This is a genomic window from Streptomyces sp. IMTB 2501 (assembly GCF_001953885.1).
Taxonomy (GTDB): domain Bacteria; phylum Actinomycetota; class Actinomycetes; order Streptomycetales; family Streptomycetaceae; genus Streptomyces.
Genome location: NZ_MQUS01000002.1, coordinates 94,258 through 112,254, shown reverse-complemented (window position 1 = coordinate 112,254; position 17,997 = coordinate 94,258). Strand labels below are relative to the sequence as shown.

At 69.8% G+C, this 17,997-nt stretch carries 13 protein-coding genes and 2 pseudogenes; 6 read left to right on the top strand and 9 right to left on the bottom strand.

Annotated elements, in window-relative coordinates; genetic code table 11:
• The first annotated feature begins 102 nt into the window (after positions 1-102).
• Complete coding sequence (locus AV521_RS04685; protein WP_107480813.1) at positions 103-1,773, top strand: SulP family inorganic anion transporter; 1,671 nt, start codon at positions 103-105, stop codon at positions 1,771-1,773.
• Between the two features lie 49 nt (positions 1,774-1,822).
• Here AV521_RS04685 and AV521_RS04680 read toward each other — a convergent pair whose 3' ends face one another.
• From AV521_RS04680 to AV521_RS04665, 4 genes are read right to left on the bottom strand one after another with little or no spacing between them, the layout of a single operon-like run.
• On the bottom strand, positions 1,823-2,746 hold the full coding sequence (locus AV521_RS04680; protein WP_076083831.1) for a carbamate kinase: 924 nt from the start codon (positions 2,744-2,746) through the stop codon (positions 1,823-1,825).
• Positions 2,747-2,749: 3 nt separating this feature from the next.
• On the bottom strand, positions 2,750-3,751 hold the full coding sequence (gene argF / locus AV521_RS04675) for an ornithine carbamoyltransferase (RefSeq protein WP_076083829.1): 1,002 nt from the start codon (positions 3,749-3,751) through the stop codon (positions 2,750-2,752).
• An 18-nt stretch (positions 3,752-3,769) separates the two neighbouring features.
• Complete coding sequence (locus AV521_RS04670) at positions 3,770-4,984, bottom strand: arginine deiminase (RefSeq protein ID WP_076083827.1); 1,215 nt, start codon at positions 4,982-4,984, stop codon at positions 3,770-3,772.
• A 28-nt stretch (positions 4,985-5,012) separates the two neighbouring features.
• The gene (locus AV521_RS04665; protein ID WP_076083825.1) at positions 5,013-6,461 is read right to left on the bottom strand and encodes an APC family permease; all 1,449 of its coding nucleotides are present in this window, start codon (positions 6,459-6,461) and stop codon (positions 5,013-5,015) included.
• Positions 6,462-7,067: 606 nt separating this feature from the next.
• On the opposite strand from AV521_RS04665, the gene AV521_RS04660 reads away from it, so the two are divergent.
• Positions 7,068-7,523 (top strand): cyclic nucleotide-binding domain-containing protein, encoded by a 456-nt coding sequence (locus AV521_RS04660; protein ID WP_076083823.1) that lies wholly within the window; start codon positions 7,068-7,070, stop codon positions 7,521-7,523.
• 27 nt (positions 7,524-7,550) lie between these two features.
• Positions 7,551-8,255 carry a CBS domain-containing protein gene (locus AV521_RS04655; RefSeq protein WP_107480812.1) on the top strand — a complete coding sequence of 235 codons (705 nt, stop codon included), beginning with the start codon at positions 7,551-7,553 and terminating at the stop codon, positions 8,253-8,255.
• 98 nt (positions 8,256-8,353) lie between these two features.
• Here AV521_RS04655 and AV521_RS04650 read toward each other — a convergent pair.
• A pseudogene (locus tag AV521_RS04650) lies at positions 8,354-9,045 on the bottom strand (response regulator).
• 187 nt (positions 9,046-9,232) lie between these two features.
• Between AV521_RS04650 and AV521_RS04645 the strand changes: the two are divergent.
• From AV521_RS04645 to AV521_RS04635, 3 genes and pseudogenes are all read left to right on the top strand, one after another.
• The gene (locus AV521_RS04645; protein WP_076083821.1) at positions 9,233-9,631 is read left to right on the top strand and encodes a hypothetical protein; all 399 of its coding nucleotides are present in this window, start codon (positions 9,233-9,235) and stop codon (positions 9,629-9,631) included.
• 268 nt (positions 9,632-9,899) lie between these two features.
• Positions 9,900-12,587 (top strand): bifunctional acetaldehyde-CoA/alcohol dehydrogenase, encoded by a 2,688-nt coding sequence (gene adhE / locus AV521_RS04640; RefSeq protein ID WP_076083819.1) that lies wholly within the window; start codon positions 9,900-9,902, stop codon positions 12,585-12,587.
• A 217-nt stretch (positions 12,588-12,804) separates the two neighbouring features.
• A pseudogene (locus tag AV521_RS04635) lies at positions 12,805-13,131 on the top strand (pyridoxamine 5'-phosphate oxidase family protein); the annotation flags it as partial.
• A gap of 73 nt (positions 13,132-13,204) precedes the next feature.
• On the opposite strand, the gene AV521_RS04630 reads toward AV521_RS04635, so the two are convergent.
• From AV521_RS04630 to AV521_RS04615, 4 genes are all read right to left on the bottom strand, one after another.
• A complete protein-coding gene (locus tag AV521_RS04630; protein WP_076083817.1) occupies positions 13,205-14,122 on the bottom strand; it encodes a universal stress protein in 918 nt (305 codons plus the stop codon).
• Positions 14,123-14,249: 127 nt separating this feature from the next.
• A complete protein-coding gene (gene pflA / locus AV521_RS04625) occupies positions 14,250-14,999 on the bottom strand; it encodes a pyruvate formate-lyase-activating protein (protein WP_179022842.1) in 750 nt (249 codons plus the stop codon).
• Entirely contained in the window at positions 14,996-17,257 is a 2,262-nt protein-coding gene (gene pflB / locus AV521_RS04620; RefSeq protein WP_076083815.1) for a formate C-acetyltransferase, read from the bottom strand. The genes pflA and pflB overlap by 4 nt, the downstream gene beginning before the upstream one ends.
• A 175-nt stretch (positions 17,258-17,432) precedes the next feature.
• Positions 17,433-17,873, bottom strand: coding sequence for a pyridoxamine 5'-phosphate oxidase family protein (locus AV521_RS04615; RefSeq protein ID WP_076083813.1), 441 nt, complete (start codon positions 17,871-17,873; stop codon positions 17,433-17,435).
• Positions 17,874-17,997 lie beyond the last annotated feature (124 nt).

Sequence of the window (17,997 nt, the reverse complement as noted above, 5' to 3'; positions counted from 1 at the left end):
TGGGTGTCGCGGATGATCGCACGGCCATGGATCCTGGGCCCAGACAGAAAGAGGCGGCACATGGCTCAGGACTCAGGCGAACGTTTCCCGTGATGGCGTCGGCTGGTACCCGGCCTCGGCGCCCTGCTCGGTTACCGGCGTTCGTGGCTGAGGGGCGACCTGCCGGCCGGTGTGACGGTGGCGGCGTATCTCGTGCCGCAGGTGATGGCGTATGCGGGTGTGGCCGGGCTGCCTCCGGTCGCCGGGCTGTGGGCGATCGTGCCCGCCCTCGCGCCGTACGCGCTACTCGGCTCTTCCCGGCTGTTGTCGGTGGGACCCGAATCGACCACCGCCCTGATGACGGCCACCGTCGTGGGTCCGCTCGCAGGCGGGGACGCGGGGCGCTACGCATCACTGGCGGCGGCCCTCGCGGTCACGGTCGGCCTGCTGTGCCTGGCCGCGCGGGTGGTGCGACCGGGTTTCCTCGCGGACCTGCTCTCCCGCCCTGTGCTGATCGGCTATCTGGCCGGTGTCGCCTTGATCATGATGGTGGACCAGTTGCCCGGACTCACCGGCGTGCGGACGACGGGTGCGGAGTTCTTCCCCCAGCTGTGGTCCTCCTTCAGGCACTTGCCCGAAGCCGATGCGAACACGGTGGTCTTCTCGGCGGTCGCCCTGGTGTTCCTGTTCACGGCGAAGCGATACGTGCCCGCGCTGCCGGGACCATTGTTCGCGGTGCTGCTCGGCACGGCGGCCGTCACCGTCTTCGACCTCGACCACCGGCACGGCATCAAGGTGATCGGCGAGGTGCCGTCGGGGCTGCCCTCGGTCGCGCTGCCGGACCTGAGCGAGCTGCCGCACCTGGTACTGCCCGCGCTGGGCGTCCTGATCGTCGCCTACACCGACTTCATCCTCACCGCGCGCGCCTTCACCCGGCGCGCCGACGACGAGCCCGGCCTGGATGCCAACCAGGAGTTCCTGGCGCTCGGCGCAGCCAACCTTGGTGCTGGCGCAGTGCACGGCTTTCCGGTCAGCAGCAGCGCCAGCCGCACCGCGCTCGCCGCCTCGACGGGCGCCCGCAGCCAGGGCCACTCGCTGGTAGCCGGAGCGGCGGTCCTCGCCGTCCTACTGTTCCTGAGCCCCTTGCTGAGCAGAACACCCTCGGCGGTGCTGGGGGCGCTCCTCGTCTACGCCGCCGTCCGCATGATCGACGTGGCCGGCTTCCGACGCCTGGCCTCCTTCCGCCGCCGCGAACTCCTGCTCGCCGTCGGTTGCCTGGCCGGCGTGTTGGCTCTGGACATCCTGTACGGGGTGATCGTGGCCGTCGGCCTGTCGGTGGCCGAACTGCTGACTCGGGTGGCGCGTCCGCATGACGCGGTCGAGGGCCTGGTGCCCGGGGTGGCGGGCATGCACGACGTCGACGACTACCCGCAGGCTCGCACGATCCCGGGCCTGCTGGTCCACCGCTACGACTCGCCCTTGTTCTTCGCCAACGCCGAGGACTTCCGCCGCCGTGCCCTGGCCGCCGTCGCCGAACAGACCGAACCCGTCCGCTGGTTCGTCCTCAACACCGAGGCCAACGTGGAGGTCGACATCACCGCCCTCGACGCCGTGGACGAGCTGCGCCGGGAGCTGACGGGCCGCGGCATCGTGTTCGCCCTCGCCCGGGTCAAGCAGGACCTGCTGGACGACCTGAAGGCGTACGGCCTGGCGGACTCCGTGGGCACGGACCTCATCTTCCCCGCGCTGCCCACCGCGGTGGCCGCCTACCGCGAGTGGGATGGCGAGCGATAGGAACCGGTCCTGGACACGCGACACGGAGCCGGACCGGCCACCCCCTCTGTCACCCGACCGTGAGGTCCGGCCGGATCAGCGTGCCCGACCTGCCGTGGACGATCTCGTAGGCCGCGTCCAGGGCCCCGATCGCGGCCAGGCCGCCGGTGTGCTCGACGAACCGTGCAGCCGCCTCGGCCTTGGGGCCCATCGAGCCGGCAGGGAAACCACCGTGCCGCAGCTCCCGGGGGGTGGCGTCGGGCAACGGGTGCTGGTCGGGCGTCCCGTAGGCCTCGTAGACGTAGGGGACGTCGGTGAGGATGAGCAGGAAGTCCGCCTTGAGATCCTCGGCAAGAAGGGCTGCGGTGAGGTCCTTGTCGATGACGGCCTCCACGCCGGTCAGTGCGCCGGTGTCGCGGTCGGCGGTGACGGGTACCCCGCCTCCGCCGGCGCAGATCACAAGGGTCCCGCTGTTCAGGAGCTCGCGGATGGTGTCGGTCTCCAGGATGCGTTCGGGCGCGGGTGACGCGACGACGCGCCGCCAGCCGGTGGTGTCCCGGGCGATGTGCCAGCCCCGCTTGCGGGCCAGTGCCTTGGCCAGCGGCGCGGAGTACACCTGGCCGACGAACTTCGTTGGCCGTTCGAAGGCGGGATCGTCGGTCCGCACGAGGGTGTGCGTGACGAGGGCGGCGATCCGGTGCCCGGGCAGAGCGTCGTGCAGGGCACGGGTGAGCAGGGAACCGATCATGCCCTCGGTCTGGGCACCGAGCAGGTCCAACGGGTAGGGGGCGCTGAGCGCGGGGTCGGCCTCGCTCTCCATGGCGAGGAGGCCGATCTGCGGGCCGTTGCCGTGGGTGATGACCAGCTCGTGCTCGTGGGCGAGGGCGGCCAGCGCGGTGGCGACCCGGTCGATGTTGGCCTGCTGGACAGCGGCGTCGGGGCGTTCGCCGCGGTGCAGCAGGGCGTTGCCGCCGAGGGCGACGACGATGCGCATGGTTCAGTCCTCCAGGGTGGCGACGAGTACGGCCTTGATGGTGTGCAGCCGGTTCTCCGCCTGGTCGAAGACGATCGAGGCGGGCGAGGAGAAGACTTCGTCGGTGACTTCGAGGCCGTTGAGGCCGTAGGCCGCGAACAGCTCCTGACCGAGCCGGGTGCGGTGGTCGTGGAGGGACGGCAGGCAGTGCATGAACTTCACGTCCGGGTTGCCGGTGAGGGCCAGCGTCTTGTCGTTGACCTGGTACGGGAGCAGCAGCTCGATCCGTTCCCGCCAGGTGTCGGCCGGTTCGCCCATGGAGACCCAGACGTCCGTGTGCAGGAAGTCTGCGCCGCGTACCGCGGTTTCGACGTCCTCAGTGAGGGTGATCCGGGCTCCGCTGCGGTCCGCCAGCGTGCGGCACTCGGTCACCAGCGCGGGGTCGGGCCACAGCGCGGCGGGGGCGGCGATGCGGACGTCCATACCGAGCAGGGCGCCCATGGACAGCAGGGAGTTGCCCATGTTGTTGCGGGCGTCGCCGAGGTAGCAGTAGGCGATGTCCGGCAGCGGCTTGGGGTTGTGCTCGTGCATGGTGAGGACGTCGCACAGGCTCTGAGTGGGGTGGGCCGTGTCGGTCAGCCCGTTGTAGACGGGGACGCCGGCGTGGGCCGCCAGTTCGGTGACGATGGACTGGGCTGAGCCTCGGTACTCGATGGCGTCGAACATCCGGCCCAGCACGCGCGCGGTGTCGGCGATGGACTCCTTGTGGCCGGCGTGGGTGTCGCCGGGGCCGAGGTAGGTGGTGGCGGCGCCCTGGTCGGCGGCTGCGACCTCGAAGGCACAGCGGGTGCGGGTGGAGGTCTTCTCGAAGGCCAGGGCGATGTGTTTGCCCGTGAGCCGGGGCTGTTCGGTACCGGCCTGCCGAGCCTTCTTGAGGTCGGCGGCGAGGTCGAGGAGGTGGTGAATGTCAGCGGCGGCGAAGTCGAGTTCGCTCAGGTAGGAGCGGCCTCGCAGGTCGACGGTCATGGTGGTGTCCTTACGGGGTCAGGCGACCGGGTCGCGTTCGATGGGGCAGCTCATGCAGCGTGGGCCGCCCCGGCCGCGGCCGAGTTCGGCACCGGCGATCGTGACGATCTCGATGCCCTGCTTGCGCAGGTATGTGTTGGTGGTGACGTTGCGCTCGTAGCCGACGACCACACCGGGTGCGACGGCGAGGAAGTTGCTGCCGTCGTCCCACTGCTCGCGCTCGGCGTTGCGGATGTCCTGGAGGGCCGAGAGCATCCGGACCTTGTCCAGGTCGAGGGCCTCGGCGAGCGCGGTCGCGAGATCGGAGTTCGCGGTGACGTCGAAACCGGTCTCGCGCTCGGAGCCGGGCCGCAGCGTCCAGGAGCGCAGGGAGTCGGCGAGGCCGGGGTAGATGACGAAGGCGTCGCGGTCGACCATGGTCAGCACGGTGTCCAGGTGCATGTACGCACGCGCTGCGGGCAGTTGGACGGCGATCAGCCTGCTCGCCGTACCGGCCGCGAAGAGCCGGGCGGCCAGGTTCTCCACGGCCTGGGCGGTGGTGCGCTCGCCCATGCCGACCATGACGGTGCCGTTGCCGAGGACGTGGACGTCGCCGCCTTCGAGGGTGCCGATGGGGCCGCCGAGCAGGGGTGCCGGCGCGACGCCGGCGAACATCGGGTGGAACCGGTAGATGGCCTCCGCGTGCAGGCTCTCGCGCCGCCGGGCGGGCTTGGCCATCGGGTTGACCGACACCTGGTCATAGACCCAGCAGGAGTTGTCGCGGGGGAAGAGGTGGTTGGGCAGCGGGGCGAGGGCGAAGTCGTCGGCGCCGAGCGCGTTCCACACCAGGCTGTGCGGCGTGGCGAGCGGCAGATCGCTCTTGAGGAGGCCGCCGATCAGGTACCCCGCGAGCGTCTCTCCGTCGAGTTCGGCGCACAGTTCGCGCACCGGGTCGATGAGGGCCGGGCCCACGGTGCCGGGAGTGACGACCTGGTCCAGGAGCCAGTCGCGGGCCTCGGGGACGTCGAGGCTCTGCGCCAGCAGGTCGGCGAAGTAGTGGACGCGGGCGCCGTGGTCGCGCAGGACCTGGGCGAAGGCGTCGTGCTCCTCGCGGGCGCGCTTGGCCCAGAGGATGTCGTCGAAGAGCAGCGCATCGACGTTGCGCGGGGTGAGGCGGGACAGTTCGAGGCCGGGGCGGTGCAGGATCACCTGGCGCAGGGGGCCGACCTCGGAGTCGACGTGGAAGGTGTTCATCGCGGAGGTTCCTCTGTGCTGGGGGCGGTCAGTCGTGGTGGCGGAGCTCGTTGCGCTTGCGGGGTCCGCCGATGCGGCTGGTACGGAGCCCTCGGGAGAGCCGCTGGGCCGGCGGGGGCGTCTCGGGTGCCCGTTCCTTCCGGTCCACGGTCGCCGCGGTCCTCGGCGCCGTGGCCTCGCCAAAGGTGTCCTGTCCCCGCTTCAGCCACACGTAGACGGGGACGCCGAGCAGCAGCACGAACAGGCCGTAGTAGACGGTCTGGTAGCCGCTTCCCTGGATCGACCAGTACGAGAAGGCGAGCGCCAGCCCCGTGACGGTGACATCGCGGGCGAGCCTGCCGGGGCTGAGGCTGTCCCGGCCGCGCACCAGCAGCCAGTACAGCTGGGCGGCGGCGGAGAAAAGGTAGGGGATCACGGCGGTCAGCACGCTCAGCAGCACGATCTTGGTGAAGACGTTGTCGAAGCGCGTGTAGCTGAACACGGTGATCAGCGAGGCCAGCACCGTGGAGGCGACGATGCCGAAGGCCGGGACACCGCCCTCGCCGCGCAGCCGGGCGAAGGCCTGCGGGAAGAGTCCGTCGCGGGCGGCCGCGTACGGCATCTCCGCGCACAGCATGGTCCAGCCGTTCAGGGCGCCGATGCCCGAGATGATCGCGGCGACGGCGACGATGTCGCCGGCCCAGCTGCCGCCGAAGATATTGTTCGCCGCGTCGGTGAACGGCGCGGTCGAGCCGCCCAGCTTGCCGTGGGAGACGGTGCCGAAGACGGCGAGGGTGCCAAGGATGTAGATGACGGCGCAGATAAGCGTGCCGTAGACGGTGGCGCGGGGAACGTTGCGCTCCGGCTCGCGGACCCGGCCGGCGACGACGGAGGCCGCTTCCAGGCCCAGGTAGCTGAACAGGGCGATGGCACCGGCGGCCGAGATCGCGCCCAGCGCCGACTGGCCGCTGGCGTTGAACGAGCCGAAGTTGCGCGAGTCGATGAACAGCAGCCCGACGGTGGCCATGAAGATCAGCGGGACGAACTTCAGCACGGTCGTGATCACTTGGAACGCGCCCGTGTTCCGGACGCCGGTAAGGTTGATCGCGGCGGGAATCCACAGTCCGACCAGCGCGAGAAGCACCGAGACCCACTTGTCGTGCCCGGTGTTCACGAACACCTCGACGTAGCCGACCCAGGCGACGACGATGGCCGCGTTGCCGGCCCAGGCCGTGATCCAGTACGACCACGCGTTGAGGAACCCGGCGAACTCGCCGAAGGCCTCGCGGGCGTAGACGTACGGCCCACCGCTCGCCGGAACGCGCTTGGACAGCGCCCCGAAGGTCAGAGCCAGCGCGAGCGCGCCGAGGGTGACGGCGATGAAAGCGACGAGGGAGATGGGCCCGTACGGGGCGAGGGCGGAGGGCAGCGCGAAGACTCCGGTGCCGATGATGCTGCCGATCACGAGCGCAGAGGCGGCGGGAAGACCGAGCGCCATGGGCGCTGTCCCCTTTCCACCTCCCGTGGTTCTGGGCACGGCTAAGGCTCCTTACAAGCCGGTGTGGGTGAGTCGATCCGCGACTGATCTTTCTGCCCCTCAGCCGCGCACAGCCAGCGGCCACACGGCCCACACGCGACCCCGATGGTCCCGCTGCCGTAGGCCTGGACAGCCCAAATCGTCCGCTTCCCGGCGTGCTCCTGGTCACAGGACATGGGCCGTTCGGTCCACGGCATGGCCCGCCCAGCCCCATCGTCAACTCCGAGCCGAGCTCGACAATCGAGGGCAGGAGCTGCGGCCGGTCGCAGCAGACACGCTGCCGACCGGCCAGCCGTGCCATGTCCTTACGGCTCGTTCGAGATGGGGTTGGTTCTCCCGCACGCCCCAGGAGCCGCGAGGGCTTCCGCGCGAGTCTCGTGCAGGGGAGACACGACACTCGCGCCACGGCTGCCGCCCCCACCGACACGGGGGGCGGCAGCCGTCTTCGATGCCATCGGCCTCGGGGCCGAACGGCCCTGCTCCGGACCCAATGGCCCCTCGCAACAGTCGAAGTCGGTGCCACACGCTGCAAGTACCAGTTCGTACGCCCTGACCGGGAGGCCGGCCATGAACACCCCGGGCATGCTGCGCGCGCTGCCCACCCAGCACCGGCAACGGCTCATGCGTCTCGCCCGGGAGGTGTCCTTCCCGCAGGGGACGCGCATCTTCGACGAAGGTGCCCGCGCGGACCGGTTCTGGATCATCCGCACCGGCTCCATCGAACTCGACACACACATCCCCGGGCGGCGCCGCGCCGTCATCGAGACCCTCGGCCACAACGAACTCGTCGGACTGTCCTGGCTGTTCGCGCCGCACGTGTGGCATCTGGGCGCCACAGCCGCGACACCGGTACGGGCCTACGAGTTCGACGCCACGGCCGTCCGCTCCCTCTGCCAGGACGACCCGGCGCTCGGCCATGCCGTCACCCAGTGGGCCGGCGACGTACTGGCCCACCGCCTCCGTACCACCAGGACCCGGCTGCTGGACCTCTACGCCCCGTACGGCGCCGCAAGCGCCGTGTGAGCGGGCCGACCCGACGAAGGAGTCACCGTGTACAGCACCCCGCATATCGTCAGCGACGTCATGTCCCACACGGTCGCCGCTGTCGGCCGGCGGGCCGCCTTCAAGGAGATCGTGCAGCTCATGCAGGACTGGAAGGTCAGCGCCCTGCCCGTCCTGGAGGGCGAGGGCCGCGTGGTCGGCGTCGTCTCCGAGGCCGACCTGCTGCCCAAGGAGGAGTTCCGCGACAGCGACCCCGACCGGGCCACACAGCTGCGCCGTCTCGACGACCTGGCCAAGGCCGTCGGTCTCACCGCCGAGGACCTGATGACCTCCCCCGCCCTCACCGTCCACGCGGACGCGACGCTCGCACAGGCCGCACGGACCATGGCGCACGCCAAGGTCAAGCGCCTGCCCGTCGTCGACGCCGTGGGCATGCTGCAGGGCATCGTCAGCCGTGCTGATCTGCTGAAGGTCTTCCTGCGGACGGACGAGGAGATCGCCGAGGAGGTCCGGCGAGAGGTCGTGGCATGTCTCTTCCCTGCGCCAGGGTCAGCCGTGCGGGTGGACGTACGGAACGGCGTCGTCAAGCTCATCGGCCACGCCCGGGACACATCCCTGGTCCCGGTGGCTGCGCGCCTGGTCCGGGCCGTCGAGGGCGTGGTCGACGTGGAGTTCGAGCTGACGCGCTCGGAAAGCCCTACGGAGTCGACCGCCGGTCCCGCGAACGCCGGCGAGAACCTGTCTACGGCCTGACCGGCAACTCCTTGCAGAACAGCGGGATCCTCGCCGGGCCGTACCAACCCTCCACCGTTGCCCGGCGATTCGTTCTCGTCCGCGCCGGCTCCGGGGTTTCAGTTCCCTTCCTGCCGCTGCCGGTCCTGGACCTGGGTGGCGATGACAGCAGCCTGGATACGGCGCTCGACGCCGAGCTGGGCCAGCAGACGAGAGATGCGGTTCTTCACCGTCTTCTCGGCCAGGTAAAGCCGCTGGCCGATCTGGCGGTTGGTCAATCTTCGCCGATCAGGGCCAGGATCTCCCACTCCCGCTCGGTCAGACCTTGCAGTCCGTCGGGCTGCTGCTCCTCCTGCTGGCCGCCGCGAAGCCGGGCCATCAGCTTGGTGGTGGCACTGGCGTCGAGCAGGGACTGGCCGCCGGCCACGGTGCGCACCGTGGACACGAGGTCCGAGCCCTGGATCTGCTTCAGGACGTAACCGGACGCGCCCGCCATGATCGAGTCGAGCAGCGCCTCCTCGTCGTCGAACGAGGTCAGCATGAGACAGGCGAGCTCGGGCATGCGTGACCGGAGCTCCCGGCACACGGTCACGCCGTCGCCGTCGGGAAGACGGACGTCGAGCACCGCCACCTGCGGGCGCAACGCGGGGACGCGCACAAGGGCCTGCTCCACATTGCCGGCCTCGCCGATCACCTCGATGTCCGGCTCGTCGTTCAGCAGGTCGCGCACTCCGCGCCGTACCACCTCGTGGTCGTCCATCAGGAAGACCCGGATCGGGTTGTCGGCGCCCGGCTGCTCGCTGTCCGCCATCAAACTGCTTCCTGGTTCCGCGTTGCGTCAGCATGCTGTCATGGACCTGCCATTCACACGCCGAACTCGCCACCCCACAGAGTGAAGGTCCAATGGCCCTACTGCTGGGGGCCCGACAGCCCTGGGCCAGGACCTGTGCCCGCAGAAGTCTGGAGCCGCTGCGAATCGATCAGGAGGAGTGGAGCACATGACTGCCAAGGACACCGGAACCCAGGTCACCAGCACCGTCGCCGTGGAGGTGCGCGTGGAAGGCGATGTGGACGAGGAAACCGTCGCATACCTCCGGGAGAAGGTCGACGCGGTCCTCGGCCGGCCCGGGGTTCCCGCCGTGAGCGGTGCGGTGAGGATCGTCAGGGCGGTGGCGCACCACGCCGAGCGGCCCTGGTCCGCCGGGGCGGAGCTCGTCGTGGGGAACACCCTCGTGGTCGCGCATGCCCAGGAGGCCACGGGACACGAACTGGCGGACCGACTGCAGGATCGGCTGCGCAGACAGATGAACCGTGTCCTGCACCACAAGGAGGAAGCCCGCAGGTCGGCCACTCCGCCGCCGTGGCGCGGCGGCCCCACCGACACCGGCCGGGAGTAGAACCCTTCGTGAGCCTCCACTACGGCGCGGTCGCCCTCCTTCACGTACGTGTGGTTCCTGCGACTCGGCGAGGGAACTGCCCGGCCGGGTCGCCCGGCCTGGCCGGACCAGTGCCGGTCAGCCCCCGGAAGGGACCATCGGCACCTGGGAGTCGGGACCGGTGAGCACGAAAGTGAAGGCGTGAGCGGCACCGATCCCCCGCGGTGCCGCTCACGTCCGCCCACCGTCGGCCACCGCCGACGGCTCTCGTCAACGGAGGCGCTCCCCAATGACCCGTCATGAGGCCGGAACCCAGGCACCAGCAGCTGCCGACGCGCCGTCCGACATCACCATCGCCGTGGACCAACTGGTCACGAACGGACTCAAGGCGCTCACCGACTACGACGCCCTCACCCAGGAGCAGGTCGACCACATCGTCAAGAAGGCCTCGGTCGCCGCCCTGGACCAGCACACCACGCTCGCCCGCCTCGCCGTGGAGGAGACCGGACGCGGGGTCTTCGAGGACAAGGCCGCCAAGAACATGTTCGCCTGCGAGCACGTCACGCACAGCATGGGCCCGATGAAGACCGTCGGCGTCATCGCCCGCGACGACATCGAAGACATGATCGAGGTGGCCGAACCGGTCGGCGTGGTCTGCGCGATCACGCCGGTCACCAACCCGACCTCCACCACCGTCTTCAAGGCCCTGATGGCGCTGAAGACGCGCAACCCGATCGTGTTCGCCTTCCACCCCTCGGCCCAGCGGTGCAGCGCGGAGGCGGCCCGGATCGTACGGGACGCTGCCGTCGCCGCCGGCGCGCCGGAGAACTGCGTGCAGTGGATCGAGACCCCGTCGGTCGAGGCGACCGGCATACTAATGCGCCACCCCGGCGTCTCGCTGATCCTCGCCACCGGCGGCAACGCCATGGTCCGGGCCGCCTACTCGGCGGGCAAGCCCGCGCTGGGCGTCGGTGCGGGAAACGTCCCGGCATACGTGCACAAGAGCGCGAAGCTGCGCCGGGCCGTCAACGACCTGGTGCTGTCCAAGTCCTTCGACAACGGCATGATCTGCGCCTCCGAGCAGGCCGTCATCCTGGACGACGAGATCTACGACGCGGCCCTGGCCGAATTCCACACCCTGCACGCCCACCTGGCGACCGCCGAGGAGAAGGCGAAGCTGGAAGCCTTCCTGTTCCCGACCGGCCACACCAACGCTGGCTGTGAGCCCAAGGTCAACGCCGGCGCCGTCGGTCAGAGCCCGGCGTGGATCGCCGAGCAGGCCGGCTTCACTGTCCCGGTCGACACCTCACTGATCCTGGTCGAGACTGAACGGGTGGGCCCGGACGAGCCGTTGACCCGCGAGAAGCTCTGCCCGGTGCTCGCCGTGCTGCGCGCCGGCTCCGAGCAGCAGGGCTTCGACCTGGCCGCCGACATGGTCGCCTTCCACGGCCAGGGTCACACCGCGGTCATCCACACCGAGGATCCGGCGCTGGCGGAGGCGTACGGCCGGCGCATGAAGACCGTACGGATCATCGTCAACGCCCCGTCGTCCCAGGGGGCCATCGGCGGCATCTACAACAGCCTGCTGCCGTCGCTCACCCTGGGCTGCGGCTCGTGGGGTCACACCTCGGTGTCCAACAACGTCTCCGCAGTCCAGCTGCTGAACATCAAGCGCGTCAGCGCGCGCCGCAACAACCTGCAGTGGTTCAAGGTGCCGCCGAAGATCTACTTCGAACCGCAGTCCCTGCGCTACCTGTCCTCCATGCCGGGCGTCCACCGCGTCACGGTCGTCACCGACGCCACCATGACCCGCCTCGGCTTCGTCGACCGCGTCAGCCGCGTCCTGCAGCGGCGCAAGGAGCCGGTCACTCTGCAGATCATCGACAACGTCGAACCCGAGCCGAGCATCGACTCCGTCCAGCGGGGCGCGCAGCTCATGCGGGACTTCCGCCCGGACACGATCATCGCGCTCGGCGGGGGGTCGCCGATGGACGCCGCGAAGGTGATGTGGCTGCTGTACGAGCACCCGGACGTCGACTTCGCCGACATGCGGCAGAAGTTCTCCGACATCCGCAAGCGCGCCTTCCGCTTCCCGGTCCTCGGCACCCGGGCCCGCCTCGTGTGCGTACCCACCACGTCCGGCACCGGCGCGGAGGTCACCCCCTTCGCGGTGATCTCCGACCCCGCGAGCGGCAAGAAGTACCCGCTCGCCGACTACGCACTCACCCCGAGCGTCGCCATCGTCGACCCACTGCTCACCGCGGACCTGCCTCCGGCGCTGGCGGCCGACAGCGGCTTCGACGCCCTCACCCACGCCATCGAGGCGTACGTGTCCGTCTACGCCAACGACTTCACCGACGGCCTGGCCCTGCACGCGATCCGACTGACCTTCGACAACATCGAGGCCGCGGTGAACGACCGCGCCGCCCGCCCCGACGCGCGGGAAAAGATGCACAACGCGGCCACCATCGCCGGCATGGCCTTCGGCAACGCCTTCCTCGGCATCGTCCACGCCATGTCCCACACCCTAGGTGCCACCTTCCACATCGCGCACGGCCGCACCAACGCAGTACTGCTTCCGCATGTCATCCGCTACAACGGCAGTCTGCCGACGAAGTTGACGGGGTGGCCGAAGTACGAGAACTACCGGGCCCCGGAACGCTTCCAGGACATCGCCCGCACCCTCGGCCTGCCGGCCGCCAGCCCGTCGGAAGGCGTGGAGTCACTGGCGTGCGCAGTGGAGCGGCTGCGCGACGCGGTAGGCATCGAGCCGTCGTTCCAGGCCCTCGGCGTCGACGAGCGCGCCTTCCTCGACGCCCTGCCCCGACAGGCCCTGAACGCGTACGAAGACCAGTGCGCGCCCGCCAATCCACGCATGCCGATGCTCAACGACATGCGGGAGATCATGCGCACGGCGTATTACGGGGAGGAACCGGGGCGGCCGTGCACGGACAAAGGCCGAACGACCCTGGCCTGAAGAGCTCCGGTGCCGTTCCAATGACCTGATCGAGCCTGTCCGCGGCGCCCCGACCTGGTACGCCGCGGACAGGCAGCCGCGCAGGCCTCGAAGGGACGTCGCACATGCCCTACCGGCGCACCGCCCGTCGCCACGGTGACAGATCACGCATCCGCCTGGTCACGCCGGCCGAAGACACACCGCAGTGAGCAACGAAACCGCACGGAAGCCACCCCATGACCATGGCGACATCGTCATCCGCACCCACGAGGGCGCGGCACTTACCGCACGCGCCGGGCAGGCCGACGGCCAAGGCGTCGTGGTGGCATACGAGGCCGACTCCATAGACCCCGACACCCACCTCGGCTGGAGCGTCGTGGTCACCGGCTACGCCCGACTGGTGACCGACTCGCATGAGCTGGCCCGCTACCAGGAACTGCTCACCCCCTGGGTGAACCAGACCATGGGCTATGCCGTCCGCATCCGACCCGACCTGATCACCGGGGTCCGGTCACTGCGGGCGAGGAGCGCGATCCCGCCTGATCGCGGTGTCGCTTCCGGCTGAAGGCGGCGTGAGAACCCTCCAGTTCTCACGCCGCCTTCAGTCGGAAGCGGGCTGTGGCTCGCCCGGCAACCTGTCAATCGTGGGGGACCACCGCGACCGGTGCGGTGGCATGGTGCAGCACCGCGTGGGCGACCGGGCCGATCCCCGTGCCGATCGGCGTCCGGCGCAGGCGGCGGCCGATCACGACGAGGGACGCGTCGCGCGAGGCCTCCACGAGGTGCGAGCCCGCCTTGCCGATCACGGCCTGCTCTGTCACATCGACGCCGGGAAACTTCTCCCGCCAGGGCTCCAGCGCCTCGGACAGGGCACGGTGCATCTCCCCGGTGAGTTCGTCGTGCAGTTCGGCGTTGAGGTCGCCGCCGTTGTCGTAGTAGGGCAGTTCCGGGCTGCGGCCATGGACGACGCGCAGCCCCGCCGCGCGCTGTGAGGCAGTCTCGAAGGTGAATCCGATCACGCTGTCGTTCGGGGCCGCGGAGTTGAGGCCAAGGACGACGTCGCGGAACGGCGTGACCCCGGAGCCGAAGGCGCCGGGCTGGTGTTCGTCCTCGGGGCGCAGGCCGCCCCGCACGAGGACGACAGGCCTTCGACTGCCGGCCACGACCGCCTGGGCAACGGACCCGACCAGAAAACCGGCCGCGCCGCCCAAGCCCTGAGAGCCCAGCACCAACAGGTCGGCTTCCCCGGCCGCGCCGAGCAGGGCGGACACGGGTTCTTCGGTGACACGGTCGGTGGTGATCCGCAGGCCCGGGTGGCGCCGCGCGATCGTCGCTTCCGCCTCGCGAAGCATGCGGTCCGCCCAGCGACTCCACTCGTCCGGGATCGGTGACGGCTGAGGTATCCCGCCCGGCGGCGCGTACGTGTACAGCTGCCGCCCGAGGGCGTGGACCAGGCGCAGCGGGGCGTCGCGGAGCAGGGCTTCCCTGGCTGCCCATTCGGCGGCGCACAGGCTCTCCGGGGATCCGTCCAGGCCTGCGGTGATGGTGCGGGGCATCTCGGCCTCCTTCAAAGTCACGAACTCAGTTTCACGCTCGGTTACTTGGGACAGGAGAGGCCTCAGGTCCCTGTACGGAGGCCGAGTGGCCCACACGCCGGTGCACGTACGGCGGAGATCGGCCTGCTCACAACGCCCGCAGCCCGTGTTCCCGGAACTGCTCGCGCACGCGTTCCGTCAGCTCCGGATCGGGCACGGGCGTGTCGCGCAGCGGGAAGTCGATACCCAGGGCGTCGTACTTGTGGGCGCCGAGTTTGTGGAAGCGCAGGACGTCCACCCGGTCGACGTTGCTCAGCCCGGACAGGAAGGCGCCGAGAGCGTCCACGGCGGACGGGTCGTCGGTCCAGCCGGGGACGAGGACGTAACGGATGTACACAGGGACGCCCAGCCGGTCCAGGCGCGTGGCGAAGCTGAGCGTGGGAGCCAGACCGCCGCCGGTGAGCTTGCGGTAGGTGGTGGCGTCGAACGACTTGATGTCCAGTAGCACCAGGTCTGTGTCGGCGAGGAGTTCGTCCGAGGCACGCGCGCCCAGGAAGCCGGAGGTGTCCAGCGCCGTGTGCAGGCCGGCCTCCTTGCAGCGGTGCAGCAGGGAGCCGGTGAACGCCGACTGGAGCAGCGGCTCCCCGCCGGTGATGGTCACCCCTCCCCCGGCCGTTGTCAGGAAGCCACGGTACTTCTCGATCTCCCCCATGACCTTGTCGACCGAGGTCTCCCAGCCGTCGCGCATGTGCCAGGTGTCCGGATTGGCGCAGTACAGGCAGCGCAACGGGCAGCCGCTGACGAACAGGACGAACCGGGTCCCGGGACCGTCCACGCCGGTGGACAGGTCCCAGGAGTGCACCCGGCCGGTCACCACGGGTGCCGCCGTGGCGTTCACAGCGCCCCGTGGAAGGTGCGGCTGATCACGTCGAGCTGCTGCTCACGCGTGAGCCGGACGAAGTTGACCGCGTATCCGGAGACCCGGATCGTCAACTCGGGGTACTTCTCGGGGTGTTCCATGGCGTCCTCGAGCGTCGCCCGGTTCAGCACGTTGACGTTCATGTGGAAGCCGCCGAAGGTCATGTACCCGTCGAGGATGCCGACCAGGTTGCCGGCCCGCTCAGTGGGATTGTGGCCCAGTCCCTCGGGCGTGATGGTCGTGGTCAGGGAGATTCCGTCGCGGGCCTCCTCGTACGGCAGCTTCGCCACCGACAGGGCCGAGGCCACAACCCCGTGCCGGTCCCGGCCGTTCATGGGGTTGGCGCCGGGCGCGAAGGGTTGCCCGGCGCGGCGGCCGTCGGGGGTGTTGCCGGTGTGCTTGCCGTAGACCACGTTCGAGGTGATCGTCAGCACCGACTGGGTGTGCTCGGCGTCCCGGTAGGTGGGGTGCATGCGCACCTTGGCCATGAAGGACTCCACCAGGTCCACCGCGAGGCCGTCGGCGCGGTCGTCGTTGTTGCCGTACGCCGGGTACTCGCCCTCGACCTGGTAGTCCACGGCCAGCCCGGTGTCGTCCCGGATCACCTTCACGCGGGCGTACTTGACGGCGGACAGGCTGTCGGCGGCCACGGAGAGCCCGGCGATGCCGCATGCCATGTAGCGGTAGACGGGGTGGTTGTGCAGGGCCATCTCGATGCGCTCGTAGGCGTACTTGTCGTGCATGTAGTGGATGACGTTGAGCGTGTCGACGTACGTCTTCGCCAGCCAGTCCAGCATCCGGTCGTACGCTGCCGACAGCTCCTCGTAGTCCAGGTACTCCCCTGTCAGGGCGGGCATCTCGGGTGCGATCTGCTCGCCGGTCATCTCGTCCCGGCCGCCATTGATCGCGTACAGCAGGGCCTTGGCGAGGTTGACGCGGGCGCCGAAGAACTGCATCTGCCTGCCCACCGCCATCGCCGACACGCAGCAGGCGATGGCCGTGTCGTCGCCGGTGCGCGGGCGCATCAGGTCGTCGGACTCGTACTGGATGGAGCTGGTGTCGATCGAGACCTGGGCGCAGAACCGCTTGAAGCCCTCAGGCAGCTGCGGCGACCACAGCACCGTGAGGTTCGGCTCCGGCGCGGGCCCGAGGTTGTAGAGCGTCTGCAGGAAGCGGAACGAGCTGCGGGTGACGAGTGTACGGCCGTCGGAGCCGATGCCGCCGATGGACTCCGTCACCCAGGTCGGGTCGCCCGAGAACAGTTGGTCGTACTCGGGTGTGCGCAGGAAGCGCACGATCCGCAGCTTGATGACGAAGTCGTCGATCAGCTCCTGGGCCCGGACCTCGTCGATACGGCCCTCGTCGAGGTCGCGCTGAACGTAGACGTCCAGGAAGGTCGAGGTGCGGCCCAGCGACATCGCGGCGCCGTTCTGCTCCTTGACTGCGGCCAGGAAGCCGAGGTAGAGCCACTGCACGGCCTCGTGGGCCGTGGACGCGGGGCGGGTGACGTCACAGCCGTAGGAGGCTGCCATCCGCGCAAGCTCACCCAACGCCCGGATCTGCTCGGCCAGCTCCTCGCGATCACGGATGACGTGCGGAGCGGAGGGCCGGCTGTCCAGCAGGGCCCGCTCGGCCCGCTTGGCCTCGATCAGCCGGTCGGTGCCGTACAGCGCGACGCGCCGGTAGTCGCCGATGATCCGGCCCCGGCCGTAGGCGTCCGGGAGCCCGGTGATGATGCCCACCTTGCGGGCGGCCCGCATCTCGGGAGTGTAGGCGTCGAAGACGCCGTCGTTGTGGGTCTTGCGGTAGGTACCGAAGACCTTGGTGACGAAGGGGTCGGGCTCGTAGCCGTACGCTCGCAGGCCGTTCTCGACCATCCGGAGTCCGCCGTTGGGCATGATCGCACGTTTCAGCGGGGCGTCGGTCTGGAGTCCGACGATCAGCTCACGGTCCCGGTCGATGTAGCCGGGGGCGTGCGAGGTGATCGTGGAAGGGGTGGCGGTGTCCACGTCGAGGATGCCCTTGCGGCGTTCCTCGGGGAACAGGGCGCTGACCTTGTGCCAGACGGCGAGCGTGCGCTCGGTCGGACCGGTCAGGAACTCCGGACCGCCTTCGTAGGGCGTGTAGTTTGCTTGGATGAAGTCGCGTACGTCGATCCGTTCGCGCCAGCGCCGGCCGGCGAATCCGCGCCAGGCCTCGGCGGGAGCGTCCACGTCTGGACGGGTTGCCACGGTCATCACTGCCTCCGCATCGTTCGCGACACCGCACACGGACGTATTCCGTGAGCGGCTCCGCTGACGATGCTCCCCGTGTGCCCCTGCCCGGGGCAGGGCCGGCGGGAACCCGTCGCCGCGCCGTCCGGCCCCGCACCGTTGGGCCCTTCGGGCCAGGTCACGCGCGGATGCCCAGCGGTCAGGCGGAGAGGTGCAGGCCGTACATCGTGCGGCCCCCGACGAGTTCACGCCCGGTGACCAGTTCAGGCTCGATGCACACGAAGACCTCCTCGGGCGAGGGAGCCCAGGAGTGCGGGCCGATCCGCTCCAGGCGTGCCACCCCGGCCGGATCCGTCACGATCTCGGCCCGGCCGGTGACGACGACGCTCCAGCCGGAGTGCACTTCCGCGTCCACCGCGTCCGCCTCAAAGGCGACGACCGCGCCGTCGACCGCGCGGGCCAGCTCGGAGCCCGCCGAGGTGCGCAGCAACACCGCTCCATCGTTGTCCAGGCCGAAGTTGACCGGCACCACTGCGGGCAGTGCCTGGCGCGTGTGGACGATGCGGCCGATGGGAGCCGTCGCCAGCAGGCGCAGGCACTCGTGACGACCGAGTTCACGGAAACCATCGTTCGGGTACATGAGTCAGCCCGTCCTTCGCCCGGTGGGGGATCACACTCCATGCTGAGCCCGCCGGTGGCCGCGGGTGAGGGCCACGGGTCCCGCCCCGACCGGAGAGCGGCCCGAGGAAACGTGGCGGCGAAGG

Excerpts from the sequence above, each read along its gene's own strand:
- argF (WP_076083829.1), bottom strand. The coding sequence starts at position 3,751 with ATGACCGTCGACCTGCGAGGCCGCTCCTACCTGAGCGAACTCGACTTC.
- AV521_RS04670 (WP_076083827.1), bottom strand. The coding sequence starts at position 4,984 with ATGAACACCTTCCACGTCGACTCCGAGGTCGGCCCCCTGCGCCAGGTG.
- pflB (WP_076083815.1), bottom strand. The coding sequence starts at position 17,257 with ATGACCGTGGCAACCCGTCCAGACGTGGACGCTCCCGCCGAGGCCTGG.
- AV521_RS04665 (WP_076083825.1), bottom strand. The coding sequence starts at position 6,461 with ATGGCGCTCGGTCTTCCCGCCGCCTCTGCGCTCGTGATCGGCAGCATC.
- AV521_RS04645 (WP_076083821.1), top strand. The coding sequence starts at position 9,233 with ATGACTGCCAAGGACACCGGAACCCAGGTCACCAGCACCGTCGCCGTG.
- AV521_RS04630 (WP_076083817.1), bottom strand. The coding sequence starts at position 14,122 with ATGCCCCGCACCATCACCGCAGGCCTGGACGGATCCCCGGAGAGCCTG.
- AV521_RS04660 (WP_076083823.1), top strand. The coding sequence starts at position 7,068 with ATGAACACCCCGGGCATGCTGCGCGCGCTGCCCACCCAGCACCGGCAA.
- AV521_RS04680 (WP_076083831.1), bottom strand. The coding sequence starts at position 2,746 with ATGCGCATCGTCGTCGCCCTCGGCGGCAACGCCCTGCTGCACCGCGGC.
- adhE (WP_076083819.1), top strand. The coding sequence starts at position 9,900 with ATGACCCGTCATGAGGCCGGAACCCAGGCACCAGCAGCTGCCGACGCG.
- AV521_RS04615 (WP_076083813.1), bottom strand. The coding sequence starts at position 17,873 with ATGTACCCGAACGATGGTTTCCGTGAACTCGGTCGTCACGAGTGCCTG.